Raw genomic sequence first — 20,117 nt, forward strand, 5'->3', positions numbered from 1 at the left:
CTTGCAAAGGCCGAAATATGAACAACGACGTTAGCGATGCCCTTGCGGCATTTTCCAACGCATATCTCATTTCACTGATGGTGCTGGTAAAGAGTCTTGAGCAATCAGGCACATTAAAGGCAAATGAATTCGAAGATCGACTTCGAAATTATACGCATCATTTGTCGGAAATGTTCCCGGGACAACATGTCGAAATTCTCAAGAGTTTCTTGAGCCGACTGGAATGCAGCGAGAACCACCACGCCTGACCATACGAATAGAGAGCGATATGCGACCAGATAACGACGGGCCTGGGTTTGACGAGACGCTGTATTTCGCATCGGTTTGGCCATATCTGATTGTTTTAGTATTGATTGTCGCGATTGCCTTTTGGATTTGGTTCGACATGCGGAATGAATGATATCGGTTCACTTGACAGTAGAGCACGAATGCAAGGAGGGCCGCGTTGGCTTGCAGACCAAATTCGGAAGACCTCAATAAGGAAATCGGCGAAAGACTCCGGGAGCTCAGGTTACGCTCTGGCATGACCCAGCAAGAACTTGGAGCCGCAATTGGCGTTTCATACGTGCAGATTCAAAAGTACGAAAATGGCAAGAATCGTATAGCGGTCTCGACACTGATCGTTATTTGCCAAGCGCTCAATTCGGGGCCTATGGATTTTATCGGCCGCTACTTCGAGACAGGTAAACTGAGAACGGCAGTCAATCATCAACTGAAACTACGGTGCAGACGAATTGCCCCCTAGAACGCAAGCAAATCAATTTTCGATGGCGTGGGGCGGCAGTCTCCGCCCTCGGCAGACCGAACGAAACTACTAACTAGGGTCGTAAACTCATTAATTTGCGCTGAGCCGGGTGAGCTAATTTTCAAACTGGATGCCGGTTCAGTTTTTGCTCTATCAACCTAAATAATAACGGAGGTATGCAATGAACTTTATCCGCCTTTTGGTCTATATCGCGTTGTCGATCATCACGATTTCAAATGCATTCGCCGGGTCACTTGCGAAGCCGGAAGGGAAGGCGATACTGGTTGTATCCGGGAAAATCGAAAATACGAACAATGGCTCCGCGGCAGAATTCGACCGTGCGATGCTGGAACAAATCGGTTTGCAGACCGTCGAAACGGCAACCCCATGGTACGACGCGCGCGTACGCTTCGAGGGCGTGCCTCTCGACAAGCTCATGGAACTGGTGGGGGCTACAGGAACGAAAGTGACGGCAGTTGCACTCAACGACTACGTGACCACCATTCCTCTGGATGACTTTAAGAAATTCAAGGTCGTGCTCGCCCTGAAACGCGATGGGAATTACATGCCTGTCCGTGATAAAGGACCATTGTTCATTGTCTATCCTTACGACAGCGACCCACAGCTCCAAAGCCAGACTTATTACACACGATCTGCCTGGCAGGTGGCTAAACTGATAATCGAGTAGAGACACGGTGTGAAACGGTTACTCGGAATCATTATCTGTTGCTTTGTCGTGGCGACGGCCTACATCGCCTATGTCATTGCCGAGCGGCAAACGGCGCTGCAGAAGTTTGCCCGCTATAACGACTCCTGGGCCGTTGGTCAGACAGTCTCGGAATATATGAGACTCGAACATCGCCTGGCTGCCTATGCCTTGGGCATGGATGATGTCGATCGCGATGAGGTCCGCCTCCGTCTCGATATTATGATCGGCCGAGTGGGACTGTTGAAGCAGGGCAATCTGGGCGCTTTTGTTGAGCTGGATCCCCAGCGACGCGAGCTGCTTGTGAAGCTTGGTGATGTTCTAGACATGCTGGATCAGCGTCTGGACAGCCTGGATTCCCAAGGCATCAAGACCATGCTGCAATCGATGTCCGCTCTCGATGCATCCATGACTGCGCTTGCATCCACTGCCGTTGAGTTCGATGTGGGGTTGATCGACGCTGCCCAGGAAGAATTGAGACAGCTCCATCTGATCTATACCGGGCTTGCAGGTGGGCTCATTCTCTGCGGGGTGGGGCTGGTGGTTCTGCTCCTGCGCCACAACAGTCTCCTTGACGGTGCTCACCGCAAGATGAAGGAACTGACGCATAATCTTCGCGAAGCGTCGGCGGAATTGACACTTCAGAACTATCGTCTGAAACATGTTGCCCACCATGACGCGCTCACCGGGCTCCCCAATCGTATTTTGTTTCGCACGGATCTGGAAGCGCGGTTGAAAACAGCGATCGCTGGTGGACCAACTGCCATGATTTTTCTCCTTGATCTCGATGGATTCAAGGATGTGAACGATACGCTGGGTCATGACGTCGGTGACGGTCTTCTCCAGGCCGTTGCAAGTCGCCTTAGAAAACTCAGTCGGGAAGGTGACCTCATCTGCCGGTTGGGCGGCGATGAGTTCGCGATCCTGAGCGCGGGTCTGACCGACAAGCAGGCTTTTGATTTCGCTCGCCACGTGATGAATGAAATTAGTTTTCCCTACCAAGTCAGTGAACGGGAGATCAAGATTGGTACTTGCGTCGGCGTTGCCATATCGGAAGCGGAACCCGACGCAGATGAACTGTTCAAGCACGCGGACCTGGCGCTTTACGAAGCAAAGTCTCTCGGCTCCGGCAATGCGTGTGTTTTCCAGTCCCAGATGCAAACGAGATTGACGGAGAAAAAGTCTTTCGAGGCTGATCTCAAGCAGGCCCTGCGCAATGGAGAGCTGGAACTATTCTACCAACCGCAAGTGAACACGATTACACGCGACATTTGTGGCTACGAAGCCCTCCTGCGGTGGTTTCATCCGATACGCGGCCAAGTCCCCCCTTCCGAATTCATTCCGGTGGCCGAAAATATCGGGCTGATTCATGAACTGGGCGAGTGGGTCTTGAGAACGGCTTGCCTGGAGGCAACCCGCTGGCCAAGGTCGCTCAAAGTTGCGGTCAATCTGTCGCCTGTACAGTTCCGCAGCCGAAATCTCATCCAGAGTGTCGTTACCATACTCACTCAAAGTGGTCTCGATCCGAACCGACTTGAGCTGGAGATCACCGAATCTGTGCTCCTGGACAAGAATGAACAGACGCTCGATACTTTGAAGAAACTGAAGGCAGTTGGCATCCAGATTGCGATGGACGACTTTGGCACTGGATACTCGTCCCTTGGCAGCCTCAGGAGTTTCCCTTTCGACAAGATCAAAATCGACCGTTCGTTCATCCGCGACGTTACAACCCGCGCAGATGCCTTCGCCATTGTCGAACTGGTGACAGGGGTCGGGCGAAGCCTGGGGATGACCACGATCGCTGAAGGCATCGAGACCGAAGAACAATTCGCATGCGTCAAAGAGGTTGGATGCGAGCAGGTTCAAGGCTACTTGATGGGCATGCCCGTACCTGCAGCGCGGTTGGAGCATCTTCGCCAAGAGGTCGATAGCGATGGCTTGATTGAGTACGAGCGTCTGGTCGATGCCCAGGCGGCATCTGGCAGCGGGTAAGATGTTCCATTAGTTGCGCAGCGTCGTCTTTAAACATAGCGATGCCTTGACAAGCGAAAGTCGGTCCAGACGATCGTTCACTTCGTCGGGCAGCTGCAACCCAAAGGAGTTTGGTTTGGAATTACTGACGGTTCACGGAATCAAGGTACCTCTAACACCTGATGAGGTTTCACCGGTTATCTGGCAGGCGCTTACAAGTGGCAGGTACGAAGCAAAAGAGGCCAAATGGGTCTTCAAGGCCGTGCGGCCGAATGACCGCGTGCTGGAACTGGGGACAGGGATCGGCATCATCACGTCGCTTATCGCAAAGGTACCGGGCGTCCGCGTGTGGTCATTCGAAGCAAACCCATCCACAGCAGCACTTGCACATCGTGTGATCAGTGCTAACGACCTTGGCAACGTCTTCTTGTATCAGGGAATATTGACGGCAGGCGAACCCTGCATCTTGCCGTTCTATGTTCGCGAGGATCTCTGGATGTCGTCCATGGACATAAGCCAAGGCCCTTTCCAGCGCGAAATATCGCTGGTGTCGACCAACATCGATGAGTTTATTGCGGATCATGCCATCAGCGTTCTGGTCATGGACATTGAGGGCGCAGAACGAGATTTACTTATTCGATCTGAGCTTCCTGGCGTCGAGCGGATCTTCCTTGAACTGCACGATCACCTCTACGGTTTGTCAGGCATTCGTGAGATTACGCAGGCCTTGGCAGTGAAAGGCTTCGCCTACGATCCCCGTGGCTCCTATGGCCACTGTGTCCTCTTCGCCAAAGAACAGGGCGTGCGAGCATACGAGCCGGGGGCTTTCGAAGTGACGGAATGACGTATGTGGCTTCCCTTGGTTCGACGGCGCGAGGAGTGAGTCTCAAGATGTCAGACATTTTCACAGGCGCGCGCTACCATAACCATTATCTGGCCATGCCGATCCTTCTGCCGCTGGCCCACCCGCTTGGGGCGGAAAGTAACGGAAGGACAAGAAATCAGCCGCTAAGTCCAGGCTACTTTAATCGCGGTAGGCGATGGCTCGACTGGCGACCTGTCCGCGCCTCAATTAGTGCTGGGTCCTCGAGGGGACGCCGTGCTGGGGTTGGTCAACGGCCAGTCTAAAGATGTTACACCAAGAGAATGCAGCCTACGTTGCTGTAAGATGGGGCCCAAAAATGGTGATCCGTAGACCAGGAATACCAAGAAAACACGCCGATCGTTTTAGCGCTTGTCAAAGGGCAATTGAGCACGAATTGATGGAACTCGTCGGCAACGCGTGTGATAGCGGCTGGCATCGGGACGAGGTTCTGGCGGCGATCGCAGTCGTGGTCGACAACCTGGCGCTGGCCAGACGAGAGGATGTTGCTATCGCGGTTGAAATGCGTGTACGCCGAATGCTGAAGAAAGGAGATATCTGAATAGCCATCGCCACATGGCAACGGTAACGAGATCCCTCCGCCTCGAGCCAAGCGTCGCAAATCCCCAAGCTGATTAAAGCCTATGCGGCGATTCCGATCTCCAGTCGCAAAGATCCCTGATTATAGCACCAGTTTTGCAATCGACGTTTGCAATGCCGCAGAATAAAGGCTTTTGCGATTGCCGCAATGTCTTGTGTTGGCGCGAAGCCGGCCAAGAGTTCGCTTCATAACGCGAGAGGATCCTCACCCGAATGCGCGCAGCGCCAGTAGGGCTATGGTAAACACGCAATGCTGACACAGCGCCCCCGGCCGACCTACATGATGTCCTGACCAACCTCCGGATTTTTTTCACCATGTCTGGACCGCAGTTTCAATATCGGCATGACCGGCGCCCACGCCATCGAGATCGACAACTCGGGCGCCCGGAGGTGGAGGAAGGGCAATGATCAACAACCTTGTTGCGATCGCCGTCTGGTGCGCCCCGCGCGATCGCGGCTGCATCTAGCGTGTCGGGATAGGCATCAGTCGGCACGGCGCAGCCGGATTGCGGGCGGGCAAACATTGTGCTGGTAGCGCCGGACGCGCTCTTCCATCGGCAGGTCCGAACCATGCTTGTGCAGCCTGTCTTTCGGCCATGTCGGCATGCGTCCGCCCCCTTCAGTTCTCCGGGCTCGCCCAGTTGGCCAGTACAAGCGATCCACCGATGCGCTCATAGTGTCGTGTATTGTTGGTCACGAGAATAGCCCCAGCCGATATGGAATGCGCCGCGATCATCATGTCCAACTCACCAATGGGTTGGCCGGTGGAGATTAACTTGTGCCTGATATCGGCATAGTGATCTGCGGCCTCAGAATCCCAAGCCAGCACACGGACAATGCGCAGGAACTGCCGGACGCCAAGATGCAGCCGATGGTCCGGCGCCAACCGCTTCAAGCCGTAGAGCAGCTCGGCACGGGTAACGACCGATACGCAGATATTGCTCGGGGGAATAAAAGCAAGCTTTTCAGAGATCGCCGGTGACCGGCCCTTGATGATATAATTGGCCGTGTCTGTGTCTAGCATGTGCAGCATGGTCAGTCGGCATCACCGAAGAGGTTCCGCTCGACTGGGGGAACGTTCATCGGTCGTTCAGCCATGAAATCCTCCGGTACGTCGATGGTCTGCATCAGCTCGAAGAAATCAGCCCAGCCCCTCGCACCCGGCCGCGAAGACAGAACGACATCGCCAGTACGCTCGTCACGGGTCACATAGACCTCTTCGCCTTCGAAGCGAAACTCGGCAGGCAGGCGCACGGCCTGGCTCGCGCCATTCTTGAAGAGCTTTGCGATACGGGCTTCGGCCATGTGCACCTCCATATTTAGTCTATGCAGGCGTATATACTCCTGTGGGACCCAAATTTCAAGCCGAGGAGCTTATACTGGCGCGACAACGTATCTGTGCGGCAGCAGGCAAGGCGGGGCACTGAGCACTGAGCACTGAGCACTGATTAGTATTGTTATAACATCACAAATCACATAAGAGTTCTTATGGAACCCACCGTTCATTTGGGATGCGTTGCTTTTTGAGTTCAAACTGCCTTCATGCCGGTGTGGCATATTTCGATAAGGAGCAGTTTCGATTGTTGCTTTTCCGGTAGAACGTGAAAGGCGCGCTCGTCATGCGCGGGACAGTATGTCGGCGAGGCGTGCGGGTCATGCGGTGGGTCCCTCCCGCTCGTTGGGAGGGTACCCAAAAAGTTATCGTAGTAGAGCATTCGTGCCCTCGAGAACTGGGGAGTTGCAGCTCAATGACGTCTTTCTGGCATCTCCACGCCATCGAGGCGCCACGGTAGCCGGTAGTGTGCCCAGCCGGTCCGGCGAGTGACCAAGCATTTCTGAAAAGGTCTTCGGAACTGGCCATCGGGTTCGACTGGCGATACTTGCCACGATTCATCACTCTACCGTGTCCGAGGGATCCTCTTTGATCACCTTAGAGGAACGCCTCATTCCACGCCGAATTCCTGCGTTGCCCATTTGCGCTGCGACACAACCCAACAGCCAGCGCGTCATCAGCGCAGACGATCACCGACAGCGGGTGTTACACGTACACTTGAAGCCTCACCCCGATAACGAGTGCGAAAGGGGGAGCCCTATGCTGCGTCGTTATGCTCAAAGGACCCCGCCGTCTTGTCTCCTTTTCCTGTTCATCTCGTCCAATAGCGTTCATGCGCACGTGATTTTCAGCGAATAAGGGGGTGCGCAAAGAGTGCTACTCCTTCGCCGACGTCGACATACGCGCCGGATCGAATGGCGTAGACGATGGATGTTTCAGGCGCGCGGATATCAATGCCATCAGCCGATAGTGAATCCATCGGATGCAGGATGCCTATGAGATCTCCTTGCCTCACTTCATCCAACACCGAGCAGCGAGGTTCGAAAATGCCCCGCGCAGGCGCTTTCATCTCGTCGGTCGAGCGCCGCGTTTCAAGGGTCTGGGTGGACTTTGCTTGAAGGAACGTCGGATACTCGGCCTCTCCCTTGACGAGCCCGAGCGCGATGAGTGCGTTGCGTACTCCAGCTTCGTAGATCGCGAGAGCTTCGGCGCCAACCGTTCCGCCGCCAAGTTCGGGACAAACGAATACCTTGCCCTGGTTTTGGGCCAAGGTATCGAACATTCCAGGCGAACCTGGATGTTCCCAGACCAACGTCATCGGAAATTTGAACGCCTCTGCCATTCGGAGAGTCTTCCCCATGAGATTAGGATCAGCAATGGGATGCGTCGTGCTCGCTGGTGGGAAATCCCACCCTGGTCCGAAGCTGTGCAGATCGAATATGGTGTCGGCCATTGGCAACAACAGGCGCGAAACTGCATCCGCAATTCGTTCGGTTAGTGACCCGTCGGCGCGGCCCGGAAACACTCGATTAAGATTCAACCCATCAACCGGCGTATTGCGGCTGCATGCTTGCACAGCCGGTGGATTGAGCACCGGTACGACGATGATCCTTCCACAGGTTTGCGCTTCGGGCAGCCACTCAATAAGCCGTCGCGCAACAATCGGCCCCTCCAATTCATCGCCATGACATCCGCCGGTGATCAGAAGCTGCGGTCCCTCCCCTTTGTTGAGGCTGAAGACTGGGAGCGAAAGAGCGCCGCAATCGGTGCCTTTTGGGACAACAAGATGCCCTTTGCTCAGACCGGGCTTGTCGAGATCAAACGTAAGGTGTGGTGCTTCTCTCATTATTCAGATACCTTGCTATAGAGTGTGCGAAACTATCATCGGCACGTTCCGTGCAACTTGCGCAGGGACGTGATAACCTACGCCAACGGTTCATGGACGTTGGGTCACTAAAATGTCGCGACGCCCGAGTCGAAATTGCTTCGCGACTTTCTAGGATAAAGCAGCTAATTCACGCCCTTGAGCCGGGCTTCCGCCTTATCACTCCAATGTCGTTCTCGATGGCAATTTCAGTCCCAAACGGCTCCGAGAGCTTTTGAAGTCGCTCCAGAATGGCCTTTGCTTGCGGCCCGGTGACCAGCCGCGGGATGCCACGGTTGGCAAACCTCTTCGCGTAGCCGAGCTCAACTGGATAGAGCCGCAATTCTGCAAGTTGGTTCTGCTCAAATCGGCTGACGCTGATGACGCTTTCGTAGAAAATCGGTGCGGCGAGCGCTCCCGCAAAGCCGTCCGCCCTGGGGTATCCTTTCGTCTCTTCGTCGACAGTCACTTCGGCATCCGTGTCGGTTCGTGGGTCCTTGCCGTAGAGGGCGAACATGTCAGCACCCACGGGCGTCCGCAGGTCGTCGTAGAAAAAATTCCCAAGACTATAGAGGATCGGTCGGCCCTTGTAGATCTCAATGCCTCGCAACTGGTGCGGCCCGTGTCCAATATAGGCATCGGCTCCCGCGTCGATCATCTTGCGCGCAAAGGACTGCTCGTAATCCGCCGGTTCCTGGCTCCAGTTCCCTGGCTCGTGACTATGGTTGGTGACGATGCAGAAGTCGGAAAATTGCTTGCCACGGCGAACGTTCCGCAGAATATCCGCGACATCCCCCGCATCGGGCTCGTAGCTATAGCCGGCCTTGTCACCAGATTTGAAATTCACCCCAGCGAGCCCCAGCCGGTTCAGGTCCTTGTATTCGGGACTTGGATTGGGCAGCGAATCCCGCACTTGCCGCAAATTTTCGAGCATCTCCTTGGGCACTACGATGCTCTCTGCCAAACGAAGAGCATAGAGTCCAGGCCTGCCCGGAGCCTCGCCGGCGGGATCGCACGCACGGGACATCGGGGTAAAGGACGTAGTAAATGATACCAGCGCCACCCGACCGCGTTCCGTCTCCAAAAAGCGGGCGGCGCCGGCTTCTGCGTGGCTCTCACCGGCACCCGCATGGATGATTTCGCTTTCATCGAGGATACGACCGGTCTCGCGCATCCCTTCGAGGCCCCAGTCAAGTGTATGGTTGTTTGTACGCCCCATAATGTTGAAGCCCATCTCCTTCAGATCAGGTCCGACCTCTGGAAGACTGATGTGATACGCACCGCCATGCTCGGCCTGTGGGCTTCCCTTGAACGACCGGATATCGAAGATGAGCGTTTCCATGTTGCCGAAGGTGGCATCGCCGTTGCGAAGGATCTCGGCAACGGCGTCTAAGCCGAGATGTCCGCCTTTCATCAGCGCCCGGGCCACGATGAGGTCGCCGACTGCGACCATCGTGAAGCCGTCCGCAACATTCGTTTCGATCGAACCGCCCGTATCGTAGCCATCAGCCCGCCGGGCTGAATGAGAACCGTTATCGTTTGAATTTTCTTCCATAGCTTCCTCAATAGATCGACTGCTTACTAACCGCCGAAACTGGCGTGGCCGAGATATTCGCAGCCACATCCGGCTGGACCGGAATTTCCCTGGCCGGAGCGCGCACGTGACAGGCCACGACGCGGCCGTCAGCCATCGGCACCAAGGGGGGCACGTCGATGCGGCAACGCTCGACCGCGAGCGGGCAGCGCGGGTGGAACGCGCACCCGCTCGGCGGGTTGATGGGACTTGGCGCCTCGCCCTCTACGGGCGCTTCCAGCCGAACCCGCGTCGGATCCGGCACGGGTGCTGCTGCGATCAGCGCCTCGGTGTAGGGATGGACGGGTTTCGCGAACAGCGCCTCGCTCGGGGCGAGTTCCACGATCCGTCCCAGGTACATGACGGCAACGCGATGCGCGATGTGCTCCACGACGCCGAGATCATGCGAGATGAAGACGAAGGCGATGCCCATCTGCTGCTGGAGATCCACAAGCAGATTCAAAATCTGGGCCTGCACGGATACGTCAAGGGCTGACACCGCTTCGTCGGCGATGATGAGCGCGGGCTTGAGTGATAGCGCGCGTGCAATGCCGAGCCGCTGGCGCTGGCCGCCCGACAATTCGGACGGGAGCCGATGCATCATCTCGGGCGACATGCCAACCTTCTGGAGGAGGTCCGCGGCAAGCGCATTGCGCGGCTTCCGGCTAAGGCGCTCAAAATTCTCGACGGGTTCGGTGATGATCTGTCCCGCGGTGAGGCGCGGATTTAGCGACGAGTAAGGATCCTGAAAGACCATCTGCATCCGGCGGCGAAACGCGCGGAGCGCTTGCTTCTTGAGGTCCGCGATGTCGGTCCCGTCAATCAGCACGCGCCCACCCGTCGGTTCGACGAGCCGCATCAAGAGTCGTGCAACGGTGGACTTGCCACAGCCGGATTCGCCAACGATGCACAGCGTCTCGCCTGCCTCGACGGAGAAGGATACGTCCTCGACCGCTTTCACCACAGAAAAAGGCTTCTTCAAGAACCCCGCACCGAGCGGATAATGCTTGGTCAGATTTTCAACTGTAAGCAATGGACCGCTCATGCGCCTATAACCTCTTCTGAGCGCCAACAAGCCGCAGCGTGGCCCGGCTTGACATCACGTAGGATGGGTGTCTTCTCGCGGCAAATATCTATTGCGAACGGGCAGCGAGGCGCAAAGCTACACCCCACAATGGGTTCGCGCAGGCTTGGCACAATGCCAGGAATTTCCGGAAGCCGCCGCTGACGACCTTGCCGGCGATCGGGAACCGAGCGCATGAGGCCCTGGGTGTAGGGGTGCGCGGGGCGCGCGAACAGATCATTTACCTGCGCTTGCTCCACGATGCGGCCAGCATACATGACAATGACCCGCTGGCACGTCTCTGCTACAACGCCCAGATCATGCGTGATGAACATCACGGACGTTCCCGTGCGCTCCTTCAGGTCAACGATGAGCCGGAGTATCTGCGCCTGGATGGTGACGTCCAACGCAGTGGTTGGCTCGTCGGCAATCAACAGTTCCGGTGAACAGGCAAGGGCCATGGCGATCATGGCGCGCTGGCGCATCCCGCCAGACATCTCATGGGGATAGTTGTGAACGCGACGATCAGGATCTGCAATACGTACCAGGCGAAGCATCTCTTCGGCTTTTGCCATGGCCACCGAGCGGGACGCGTCGCTATGGATCTGCACCGCCTCGGCGATCTGGCGACCGACCGTATAGACCGGGTTCAGGCTCGTCATCGGGTCCTGGAAGATCATGGCGATATGGTCGCCGCGGATCCGTCTCATCTCCCGATCGGACAGAGCAAGCAGGTCGCGTCCGTGAAAGCGGACTTCGCCGCCGACGGTCCTTGCCGTCAGCTTCGGCAGCAGGCGAAGGATCGAGAGGGCAGTGACGCTCTTCCCGCAGCCCGATTCGCCGACGACGCCGAGCGTCTCACCTTTCTTCACTTGAAAGCTGATGCCGCCCAGGGCACGGGTGACACTTTCTTCGCCGAAAAAGTGGGTTTCCAGATCTCGCACGTCGAGAAGCACGCCATTCTCTGTAGATTTTTGCATTAGCATGTCAGCGCCTCCGCCTCGTGCGAGGATCGAACATGTCGCGCAGACCATCCCCGAATAGGTTGACGGCAAGGACCGTGACGGCAAGGCAGATGCCGGGGGCGAATATCGTCAACGGCGCAATGGCAAGATACAGTCGAGAACTCGAAATCATGTTGCCCCAACTGGGGATCTCCGGCGGCACGCCTACGCCAAGGAAGCTCAGCCCCGCCTCCGTCATGATCGCACTGGCGCAAACAGTAGCGCCCTGCACCATCAGCGCCGGAATGGTGCTGGGGAGAATATGGCGCCACAGCACCCTCGGCAGGCGCGCACCGCCGCAGAGGGCGGCCTCCACATAAGGACGCTCCCGAACGCTGAGAACCACCGAGCGAACCAGCCGCGCCACCGCTGGCGTCTCGGGGATCGCAATGGCGACGATGAGGATGCCGATGCCGGGGCCTGTCAGAGAAATGAGCGCAATCGCAAGCAGAATCGTCGGGATCGACATCAGGCCGTCCATGACCCGCATGACGACATTGTCGAAGCTGCGGCTGTAGCCGGCGATGACACCGATCAGAAGCCCGGCAAAAGCCGCGCACGCCGCCGATATCAGCCCGACCATGAGAGAGATGCGGGCGCCGAAGATGGTTCGCGCGAACACGTCCCGGCCCAGATTGTCGCTCCCGAACCACATTTCGGCGGACGGCGGCTCGAGACGCTTGAACGGATCGATGTTTACCGGATCGCCGGCGTAAAGCGGGGCGGCCAGCGCCAGAATAATCAGGAGCACCAGGAGGCCGCCGCCTATCAGGACCAGGGGGTGCCGCCTTGCGAGACGGGGAAGATAGGATAGCTGCAGCCGACCCATCGGCACGGCTTCAACTGGTGCGGAGAGGAGGGTCATATCAGTACCGGATGCGGGGATCGATCAGCGTATAGGCTAGATCGATCGTGAGATTGACAAGGACATACAGACCCGAAGTCAGGATGAGCACGCTCTGGATGATGGGATAGTCGCGGTTGTTGATCGCATCGACGACCAGACGACCGATACCGGGTATGTTGAACACCGTTTCCGTGAGAACGACGCCGCCGATCAGATAGGCGAAGCTTATGCCAATGACGGTCAGGATCGGGACGCCGGCATTCTTCAAGGCATGGTGGAAAAGCATGGCATAGGACGAAGCGCCTTTGGCGGCGGCCGTTCGCATATAGTCTTCCGACAGAACCTCGAGCATGCTTGCCCGCGTGACCCGGGCGATGAAAGCAATGTAGGCAAGACTTAAGGCCACGGTTGGCAGGATCAGGTGCACAAACCAAGGCCCGAGGCCACTGTCGATCGGTACATATCCCTGGACCGGCAGCCAGTGTGTTCTGATGGCGAAGAAGTATATGAGAAAATAGCCGCTGACAAAGACCGGCACGGAATAACCAAGTGCCGAGAACGCCGCAAGGAGGCGATCAACAATACCGCCAGTTCGCCACGCGGCAAGGATGCCGAAAGAGACCCCCACCGTCACGGCAAGTATCATCGTCAGGATCGACAGGGAAAGGGTCGGTTCAAGCCGCTGCGAGATCAGTTCGAGAACGGGTCGTCCGGCAAAGATCGAGGTGCCGAAATCGCCGCCAAGCATGTCCCGCACCCAACGTAGGAACTGAACCGGCATAGGATCGTTCAGGCCCAGCTGCTCGCGGATGCCGGCGATTATCTCCTCCGTGGCCGACCTGCCGGCGATAATGGCTGCCGGGTCGCCAGGCGCGAGCCTGAGAAGCAGGAAGATGAAGATCCCAACTATCGCCATGACGGCGACGGTCGAAACCAACCTGCGTAAAATGTACGCCGCCATTATGCCGAGGTCTTCTGCATGTTCCACATCGGGACGATCTGCGGCATACCGATGAGGCCAGTGATGGTCTTACGGTGCGCGATCGGCTCGATGTATTTTCCCAACCTCACATCGCCGACGAAGTCCCACCAGATCCCTTGCATCTTACGAGCCAAGGCCTTGCGCTCCTCGAGCGTTTCGACACTTGCCCATTTGGCCCGCAGCGCCTCATATTCGTCGTTCTTCGGCCAGCCGTACCAAGCCTTGTCGCCATTCGCGAGGAGAAGCGGGGTAGCGAGCAGATTACCGAGCGAATAATCGGCTTCCGACGTGATGAACATGTTCCAGCCGCCGTTCTCGACGGGGCCCTTGTTCGCCCGGCGCGTGGTGAGGCCGCCCCAATCGCTCGGCGCAAGCTCGGCATTGACCCCGATCTTGCGCAGTTCGGCCGCCAGGAACTGCGAGCCATTGTTGCTCGCCGCCCAGTCCGTGGATTGGAGAATGACGACTTTCTCGCCGGCATATCCTGCCTCCTTGAACAGTTGCCTGGCCTTTTCCGGGTCGCCGCCCTTCTTGTACCAGCCGGTGTTTTCGTCGTTGGACACGAGCGTTTCGTCTCCAAAGATCGAAGTGACGGTGGTGACGTATTTTGGGTCGGGGACCATGACGCGCATGAACGCCTCCTGATCGATCAGGTGAAGCATCGCCTGACGCGCCTTCACATTGTCGAACGGCTTCTGCAGAAAGTTTAGGCGCAGCAACATATCCTTGCCCGTCCTGTCCAGAACTGGAAGTTCAAGATTGGGATCGCTTTCGATTACCGAGAAAAAATCGACGGGCGGATGCTGAAGGAACTCAATCTCACCGGCCTGCAAGGCCGCGAATGCAGTCTGCTGGTCGGAGATGTTGTCCCAGACGACGCGGTCGACCTTGACGACCTTCCCGCCGGCGAATCCATCGGGTGCCTCTTTGCGCGGCACGTATTGTTCATTGCGGTCGTAAGTGTAACTCGCGCCCGGCCTGAGCAGAGCCTCATTGAACTTGAACGGTCCCGACCCGATACGCGTGCTCACCTGCTCGGTTGCAGAGAGACTCGCGTCCTTCTCGCGCATGATGAACAGGCACGGCGGCGTAAGGTCCGCCAGGATATCAATCAAAAGCCCGAGCGGCTCCTTGAGCGCGATTGTAAAGGTTTTGTCGTCCTTCTTCGAGATATCCCTGGCTTGTTCCATGAGCAGTTGTCCGCCGGGAGCGACTTGGCCCCAGCGACGGATCGAGGCGACACAATCGGCTGCGGTGACCGGGGTGCCATCATGCCAACCCAGACCGTCCCGGAGCTCGAACGTATAGGTCTTCTTGTCGTCGGAAACGCCCCACTTGCCCACCATTTGTGGCTGCGGCTTAAATTTGGAGTCGAGCGCGAACAGCGTGTCGTAAATCGCCATGCCATGGTCGGCGGTGATGTTAGTCGCCGTCCAGATCGGATCGAAGACGCGCAGGTCTTCCTTCACCATCCGCACAGTGCGCGCAGCGGTCGGCATTGTCTGTGCCCGCAAAACCGACGGGATCGATAAAGCCGTTCCGGCGGCGATACCCGCCTTAAAAAGGTTGCGTCGAGAGATTGGCATGTCTAGTTCCCCTTATGTCAGTCGTACCGTTGATCGGCGCTTATCAGCTAGATGGCTGCTATGATCAGTCGCACGGCTGCCTACGTCAAATTCGGTTTGTGTATCGTTGCCATCTCGTTCTGAGATAAACCCGAGTGGCCGCGACTCAGTAGCAGAAACGCCGGCCCACTCGCCATTGATACCGGCAGTCCGAATCTGCATGACGTATGCGCACCGTGGAGGGACGTGCGCATCTGCTGCTTCTTGAGCATCTGCTAGAGTCGGATGATTTTAGGTTGAACATTACCCCAACTGCCGCCAGACTTACGCACGCCATAGAACCGGAAGTTCTCATTGAAACACGCGGCGAATCTCGATCTTCATGGCCATGGGAGCAGGCCGAAAGCCGATCTACGTCCAGGCGCTTGGCTACGGTGTCGTAGTAAGTGGACGAGGCAATCGGCAGGAGCTTGCAGATCGGCTCGACCCCGAGCACCTGACGATATTCATCGATGAACGAAATCATCGCTTCAATGGGCGGTCGAGCTCCGCATGGGCAAAATAAGCGGATGCCTGAAGTATCTCGTTGTCCCGAAGCTCGCGGTTCTCCCGCTCAAACCTTCACCTTCTCGGCGACATCGCGGGGTCCGGCTCTTCCGCCTTCTTGACGCATTCATACAAGGTATTCGCCGAGCGGCCGAACTGGCTGCCACGGAGGATCCCGCTGCCCGCGAGACGAACGTTCAGTTTCGTATCGTAGCCCTAAGACGTAACGATGCGTCGAAAAAGGAAAGTCGGTGTAGACGAGCGTTCACTCCGTCTGGCGGCTGCAACCTAATAAGTAACCAGAGGAGTTAAATTTCGATTTATTGACGGTTCATGGAATTCGGGTGCCTCTAACAGCTGATAAGGTTTCACCGATTATCAGGCAGGCGCTTCCAAGTGGCCGCTACGAAGCGAAAGAGGTCAATGGGTCTTCAAGCCGTGAGGCCGAATGATTGGGTGCTGGACCTGGGGACTGGGATTGTTGCGACCAAGTACAAAAATTCGCGGTTGTGCAAAATAAAAATGTTATCCTGACAGCCACCGAGGCGCCGCCGGGCAGGAGATACGAAGGCCGTCGTCCTAGTATTTGGGGATGTAGGCCAGAGCCTCGCCGAGAGATGATTTGGCAGCAACGCGAGCACGGTGTTGGGCGAGCCATGTTTGCATGTCGGCAATAGCAGGCCATTTTCACGAATCGCGTTTGACTGCCCAATGCTCTCCGCTATTTTGGGGTCCAGAAGAAATCCGAATAACGGCCTCTGGGGTCGCTTTGGCTGCGGCGGCAGGTCCCAGCGGAATTCATAGATGCCCTGCACCTTACCGTCCATTTAGCCATTAGTGCTCGCCGGAAGCCGTTCGGCGCTTCTGCGAGACGGCTGCCAGGAACATCACGTCCGTTGAAGAAGACGCCGTCGTCGCGCAGCATACCAGCACAAGATAGCTTGGGAAGCTGGGCCATCCCGAAGGGCGCGCCGTATATCTGCAGAACGCACAGAAGTTCATTGAATTCATCACCCGCGCCGACAGGCAGGCCGCCTTTGCACCCCTCATGCCTTATGGCCCAACGAACGCCGAAGGTCTCGCCCGATAATACGGCGTCGAATACGTTTGCCCGCATCATGAGGACCGCGATGGCCCGTGCCGCCCGCCTGGCGAGAAGGCGGCAGAAATCGTCATTAGCTATCTCCAAACAAAAAGCCCATTCATGAACGGGCCTTCCGATGGGTCTACGTTTAGCGATTGGAGATCGGCACGTAGTCGCGCAGCGGAGCGTCGACATAGAGCTGGCGTGGACGCCCGATGCGCTGATGCGGATCCTGGATCATTTCGTTCCATTGCGCAACCCAGCCGACGGTGCGGGCAAGCGCGAAGAGAACCGTGAACATGGTCGTCGGGAAGCCTAGCGCGCGAAGCGTGATCCCTGAGTAGAAATCGACATTCGGATAGAGCTTTTTCTCGATGAAGTATTCGTCGCTGAGCGCGACCTTCTCGAGCTCCAGCGCAACTTTCATTAGCGGATCGCTCGTGTGGCCGGTCGCCTCCAGCACTTCGTACATCGTCTTCTGCATGATCTTCGCGCGGGGATCGTAGTTCTTGTAGACGCGGTGACCAAAGCCCATCAAGCGGAACGGATCGTTCCTGTCCTTGGCCTTGGCGATATATTCCGGAATGCGATCGACCGTGCCGATCTCAACGAGCATATTGAGCGCGGCTTCATTGGCGCCGCCATGGGCCGGACCCCAAAGGCAGGCAATGCCGGCCGCGATACAGGCGAACGGATTGGCGCCTGAGGAACCGGCGAGACGCACGGTCGAGGTTGAGGCGTTCTGCTCATGGTCGGCATGCAGGATGAAGATGCGATCCATGGCGCGTGCCAGAACCGGATTGACAACATATTCCTCGCAGGGCACCGTGAAGCACATCCGCAGGAAGTTCGCGGCATAGTCAAGGTTGTTCTTCGGATAAACGAAGGGTTGGCCGATATGATATTTGTAGGCCATGGCCCCGATCGTTGGCATCTTGGCGATCATGCGCAGGCTGGCGATCATGCGCTGGTGCGGATCGGTGATGTCGGTCGAGTCATGGTAGAAAGCCGAAAGCGCTCCGACGGTGCCGACCATGACGGCCATCGGATGAGCGTCGCGGCGATAGCCGGAGAAGAACTTCGTCATCTGCTCATGCACCATGGTGTGCTGCGTGACCCGGTGGGCGAACTCCTCCTTCTGTGGGGGCTTCGGCAATTCGCCGTAAAGCAGCAAATAGCAGACTTCGGTGAAGTCACCGTGTTCCGCGAGTTGCTCGATTGGATAGCCCCGGTGCAGCAATACGCCCCTATCGCCGTCAATATAGGTGATCTTAGATTCGCACGACGCCGTGGACGTAAAGCCGGGGTCGTATGTGAACATCTTCGTCCGTTTGTAGAGCGAGCCGATGTCGACTACGTCCGGACCGATCGTACCCGATCGAACTTTTAGTTCAGCGCTTTGACCGTCGACTTCGACATGCGCCATCTTGTCATACAGCATTGTTTTCCCCTTAGAAGCCCGGGAGTCCGCAATAGCGCGGGCTTCCGGAGCCAATAGATCGGTCTTGGCAAATGAGAGTGGCGGGCTGCCTTCTGCACTACGTTTGCTCCAAGCTCCATTGCTCGGAAAGCGTGCCCCTGCACAGTCCGGCCCTACAATATTCGGTCCAGCCGGTGATACAGGTTCGAGTATTTAATCGCTTCCGGCTGGTCCTTCACCACTTATAGATATTGGCCGATAGCGACGCGAATGAGCTCGAAGTCCTGTTGGGAGAAGACGGCGCGCCCCTTGCCCCGTGAGTTTTGCAAGAGATCAGGCGACGGCGAACTGGTTCATGGTATTGTGGACTCCACCAGCCTTAAGCGCCGCCTCACCTGCGAAATATTCCTTGTGATCGTCGCCGATGTCAGAGCCAGACATGTTCTGGTGCTTCACGCAGGCGATGCCCTGCCGGATCTCCTTCCGCTGAACATTCGCGACATAGCCGAGCATACCCTGCTCGCCGAAGTACTCCTTGGCCAGATTGTCCGTTGAAAGCGCCGCTGTGTGATAAGTTGGCAAGGTGATCAGGTGATGGAAAATGCCGGCGCGTTGAGAAGCGTCGCACTGGAAGGTCCTGATCCTTTCGTCGGCTTCGCGGCCCAAATCACTGTCATCGTATTGTTCGCTCATCAGCTTCGACCTGTCGAACCCAGAAACGTCCTTTCCTTCCTTTTGCCAGGCATCAAAAACCTGTTGCCGGAAATTCAGTGTCCAATTGAAGGAAGGCGAGTTGTTGTAGACAAGCTTCGCATTGGGAATGATCTCCCGAATGCGGTCCATCATGCTGGCGATCTGCTCAACATGGGGCTTCTCGGTCTCAATCCATAGCAGGTCCGCACCATTGTTGAGCGCATTGATGCAGTCGAGGACGCAGCGGTCCGCGCCCGTTCCGTCACGGAACTGGTAAAGATTGGAACGCAGGCGCTTCGGCCGCAGTAGCTTTGAACCTTGCGCGATCAGGACATCGCCACTGGAGAGCTGTTGACCGGTAACATCCTCGCAATCCAGGAATGAGTTGTACTGGTCGCCGATGTCACCTTCACTCGCGCTGAAGGCGATCTGTTTTGTGAGGCCTGCACCGAGTGAATCGCTGCGGGCGACGATGATACCGTCATCGAGGCCGAGTTCGAGAAACGCGTAGCGACAAGCGCGGATCTTGGCGACGAATTCCTCGTGGGGAATGGTTACCTTGCCGTCCTGGTGACCGCATTGCTTTTCGTCAGAAACCTGGTTCTCGATTTGCAGCGCGCATGCGCCCGCTTCGATCATTTTTTTCGCCAGCAGGTAAGTCGCTTCGGCATTTCCAAATCCTGCATCGATATCGGCGATGATAGGAATAACATGCGTCTGGTGATTATCGATCGCCTGAATCAGCTGCTGCTCCCGTGCTGTGTCGCTTTCGGCTCGCGCCTTGTCAATCTCCCTGAACAGCATGCCGAGTTCGCGCGCATCGGCCTGGCGCAGGAAAGCGTAAAGTTCCTCGACGAGGGCCGGCACGCTCGTCTTTTCATGCATGGACTGGTCAGGAAGCGGACCGAATTGCGACCGGAGCGCTGCAACCATCCAGCCGGAGAGATACAGGTAACGACGCTCCGTTGTGCCGAAGTGCTTCTTCAGCGAAATGACTTTCTGCTGGGCAATGAAGCCATGCCAGCAACCTAGGGACTGCGTGTATTTGGATGGATCTTTGTCGTAGGCAGCCATATCGCGGCGCATAATGGAAGCGGTGTAGCGCGCAATGTCCAGCCCGGTTCGGAACCGATTTTGGAGGCGCATCCGGGCGACAGAATCGGGGGTTAATCCTGTCCATTTGGTTTTCCCCGCAATGAGGCTTTTGGCTTCTTCAAGATGGGCGGTATAAGACATAATATCCTCCGGGGCCGTCGATT

The 20,117-nt window shown here is 56.9% G+C and carries 18 protein-coding genes, 1 pseudogene and 1 other annotated feature; of the genes and pseudogenes, 6 read left to right on the forward strand and 13 right to left on the reverse strand.

Features of this window, described 5'->3' with window-relative positions; genetic code table 11:
• Positions 1-17: 17 nt before the first annotated feature.
• The 6 genes from CU103_RS25510 (at position 18) to CU103_RS31205 (ending at position 4,846) form a co-directional block, all read left to right on the forward strand.
• The gene (locus CU103_RS25510) at positions 18-248 is read left to right on the forward strand and encodes a hypothetical protein (protein WP_106666833.1); all 231 of its coding nucleotides are present in this window, start codon (positions 18-20) and stop codon (positions 246-248) included.
• 197 nt (positions 249-445) lie between these two features.
• A complete protein-coding gene (locus CU103_RS32915) occupies positions 446-745 on the forward strand; it encodes a helix-turn-helix domain-containing protein (protein WP_106666834.1) in 300 nt (99 codons plus the stop codon).
• A gap of 181 nt (positions 746-926) precedes the next feature.
• Entirely contained in the window at positions 927-1,433 is a 507-nt protein-coding gene (locus tag CU103_RS25520; RefSeq protein WP_106666835.1) for a putative pterin-binding protein, read from the forward strand.
• Between the two features lie 9 nt (positions 1,434-1,442).
• Positions 1,443-3,443, forward strand: coding sequence for a putative bifunctional diguanylate cyclase/phosphodiesterase (locus CU103_RS25525; protein ID WP_106666836.1), 2,001 nt, complete (start codon positions 1,443-1,445; stop codon positions 3,441-3,443).
• Positions 3,444-3,558: 115 nt separating this feature from the next.
• Complete coding sequence (locus CU103_RS25530; RefSeq protein WP_106666837.1) at positions 3,559-4,266, forward strand: FkbM family methyltransferase; 708 nt, start codon at positions 3,559-3,561, stop codon at positions 4,264-4,266.
• A gap of 415 nt (positions 4,267-4,681) precedes the next feature.
• Positions 4,682-4,846 (forward strand): hypothetical protein, encoded by a 165-nt coding sequence (locus CU103_RS31205; RefSeq protein WP_170117128.1) that lies wholly within the window; start codon positions 4,682-4,684, stop codon positions 4,844-4,846.
• Positions 4,847-5,367: 521 nt separating this feature from the next.
• Here CU103_RS31205 and CU103_RS32585 read toward each other — a convergent pair.
• The 13 genes and pseudogenes from CU103_RS32585 to CU103_RS25595 form a co-directional block, all read right to left on the reverse strand.
• The gene (locus CU103_RS32585) at positions 5,368-5,490 is read right to left on the reverse strand and encodes a hypothetical protein (RefSeq protein ID WP_280954629.1); all 123 of its coding nucleotides are present in this window, start codon (positions 5,488-5,490) and stop codon (positions 5,368-5,370) included.
• 13 nt (positions 5,491-5,503) lie between these two features.
• Positions 5,504-5,908: a type II toxin-antitoxin system VapC family toxin gene (locus CU103_RS25535; RefSeq protein WP_210203841.1), complete on the reverse strand. Its 405-nt coding sequence runs from the start codon at positions 5,906-5,908 to the stop codon at positions 5,504-5,506.
• A gap of 11 nt (positions 5,909-5,919) precedes the next feature.
• Entirely contained in the window at positions 5,920-6,189 is a 270-nt protein-coding gene (locus tag CU103_RS25540) for an antitoxin (RefSeq protein WP_106666839.1), read from the reverse strand.
• An 875-nt stretch (positions 6,190-7,064) separates the two neighbouring features.
• Positions 7,065-8,063 (reverse strand): succinylglutamate desuccinylase/aspartoacylase family protein, encoded by a 999-nt coding sequence (locus tag CU103_RS25545; RefSeq protein ID WP_106666840.1) that lies wholly within the window; start codon positions 8,061-8,063, stop codon positions 7,065-7,067.
• A gap of 169 nt (positions 8,064-8,232) precedes the next feature.
• A complete protein-coding gene (locus CU103_RS25550; RefSeq protein WP_106666841.1) occupies positions 8,233-9,636 on the reverse strand; it encodes a CapA family protein in 1,404 nt (467 codons plus the stop codon).
• A gap of 7 nt (positions 9,637-9,643) precedes the next feature.
• Entirely contained in the window at positions 9,644-10,699 is a 1,056-nt protein-coding gene (locus tag CU103_RS25555) for an ABC transporter ATP-binding protein (protein WP_106666842.1), read from the reverse strand.
• Positions 10,696-11,703 carry an ABC transporter ATP-binding protein gene (locus tag CU103_RS25560; protein WP_106666843.1) on the reverse strand — a complete coding sequence of 336 codons (1,008 nt, stop codon included), beginning with the start codon at positions 11,701-11,703 and terminating at the stop codon, positions 10,696-10,698. Before CU103_RS25560 ends, CU103_RS25555 begins: the two co-directional genes overlap by 4 nt.
• A 1-nt stretch (position 11,704) precedes the next feature.
• The gene (locus CU103_RS25565) at positions 11,705-12,586 is read right to left on the reverse strand and encodes an ABC transporter permease (protein WP_106666844.1); all 882 of its coding nucleotides are present in this window, start codon (positions 12,584-12,586) and stop codon (positions 11,705-11,707) included.
• Between the two features lies 1 nt (position 12,587).
• On the reverse strand, positions 12,588-13,529 hold the full coding sequence (locus tag CU103_RS25570) for an ABC transporter permease (protein ID WP_106666845.1): 942 nt from the start codon (positions 13,527-13,529) through the stop codon (positions 12,588-12,590).
• Positions 13,529-15,136, reverse strand: coding sequence for an ABC transporter substrate-binding protein (locus tag CU103_RS25575; protein ID WP_106666846.1), 1,608 nt, complete (start codon positions 15,134-15,136; stop codon positions 13,529-13,531). Before CU103_RS25575 ends, CU103_RS25570 begins: the two co-directional genes overlap by 1 nt.
• 411 nt (positions 15,137-15,547) lie before the next feature.
• Positions 15,548-15,730, reverse strand: a pseudogene (locus CU103_RS32290) (IS3 family transposase); the annotation flags it as partial.
• Positions 15,567-15,683 (reverse strand) — a sequence feature (AL1L pseudoknot). It overlaps the preceding pseudogene by 117 nt.
• Positions 15,731-16,893: 1,163 nt before the next feature.
• Complete coding sequence (gene gltA, locus CU103_RS25590) at positions 16,894-18,171, reverse strand: citrate synthase (RefSeq protein ID WP_106666885.1); 1,278 nt, start codon at positions 18,169-18,171, stop codon at positions 16,894-16,896.
• Between the two features lie 327 nt (positions 18,172-18,498).
• The gene (locus tag CU103_RS25595; RefSeq protein WP_106666848.1) at positions 18,499-20,094 is read right to left on the reverse strand and encodes an isocitrate lyase; all 1,596 of its coding nucleotides are present in this window, start codon (positions 20,092-20,094) and stop codon (positions 18,499-18,501) included.
• Positions 20,095-20,117: the final 23 nt, after the last annotated feature.

This window comes from Phyllobacterium sophorae, assembly GCF_003010965.1.
In the GTDB taxonomy this organism is placed as follows: Bacteria; Pseudomonadota; Alphaproteobacteria; order Rhizobiales; family Rhizobiaceae; genus Phyllobacterium; species Phyllobacterium sophorae.

Coding starts and splice junctions, on each gene's coding strand:
- CU103_RS25510 (WP_106666833.1), top strand. CDS start 18: ATGAACAACGACGTTAGCGATGCCCTTGCGGCATTTTCCAACGCATAT.
- CU103_RS25520 (WP_106666835.1), top strand. CDS start 927: ATGAACTTTATCCGCCTTTTGGTCTATATCGCGTTGTCGATCATCACG.
- CU103_RS32585 (WP_280954629.1), bottom strand. CDS start 5,490: ATGCCGACATGGCCGAAAGACAGGCTGCACAAGCATGGTTCGGACCTG.
- CU103_RS25535 (WP_210203841.1), bottom strand. CDS start 5,908: ATGCTAGACACAGACACGGCCAATTATATCATCAAGGGCCGGTCACCG.
- CU103_RS25540 (WP_106666839.1), bottom strand. CDS start 6,189: ATGGCCGAAGCCCGTATCGCAAAGCTCTTCAAGAATGGCGCGAGCCAG.
- CU103_RS25545 (WP_106666840.1), bottom strand. CDS start 8,063: ATGAGAGAAGCACCACACCTTACGTTTGATCTCGACAAGCCCGGTCTG.
- CU103_RS25550 (WP_106666841.1), bottom strand. CDS start 9,636: ATGGAAGAAAATTCAAACGATAACGGTTCTCATTCAGCCCGGCGGGCT.
- CU103_RS25555 (WP_106666842.1), bottom strand. CDS start 10,699: ATGAGCGGTCCATTGCTTACAGTTGAAAATCTGACCAAGCATTATCCG.
- CU103_RS25560 (WP_106666843.1), bottom strand. CDS start 11,703: ATGCTAATGCAAAAATCTACAGAGAATGGCGTGCTTCTCGACGTGCGA.
- CU103_RS25565 (WP_106666844.1), bottom strand. CDS start 12,586: ATGACCCTCCTCTCCGCACCAGTTGAAGCCGTGCCGATGGGTCGGCTG.
- CU103_RS25570 (WP_106666845.1), bottom strand. CDS start 13,529: ATGGCGGCGTACATTTTACGCAGGTTGGTTTCGACCGTCGCCGTCATG.
- CU103_RS25575 (WP_106666846.1), bottom strand. CDS start 15,136: ATGCCAATCTCTCGACGCAACCTTTTTAAGGCGGGTATCGCCGCCGGA.
- gltA (WP_106666885.1), bottom strand. CDS start 18,171: ATGGCGCATGTCGAAGTCGACGGTCAAAGCGCTGAACTAAAAGTTCGA.
- CU103_RS25595 (WP_106666848.1), bottom strand. CDS start 20,094: ATGTCTTATACCGCCCATCTTGAAGAAGCCAAAAGCCTCATTGCGGGG.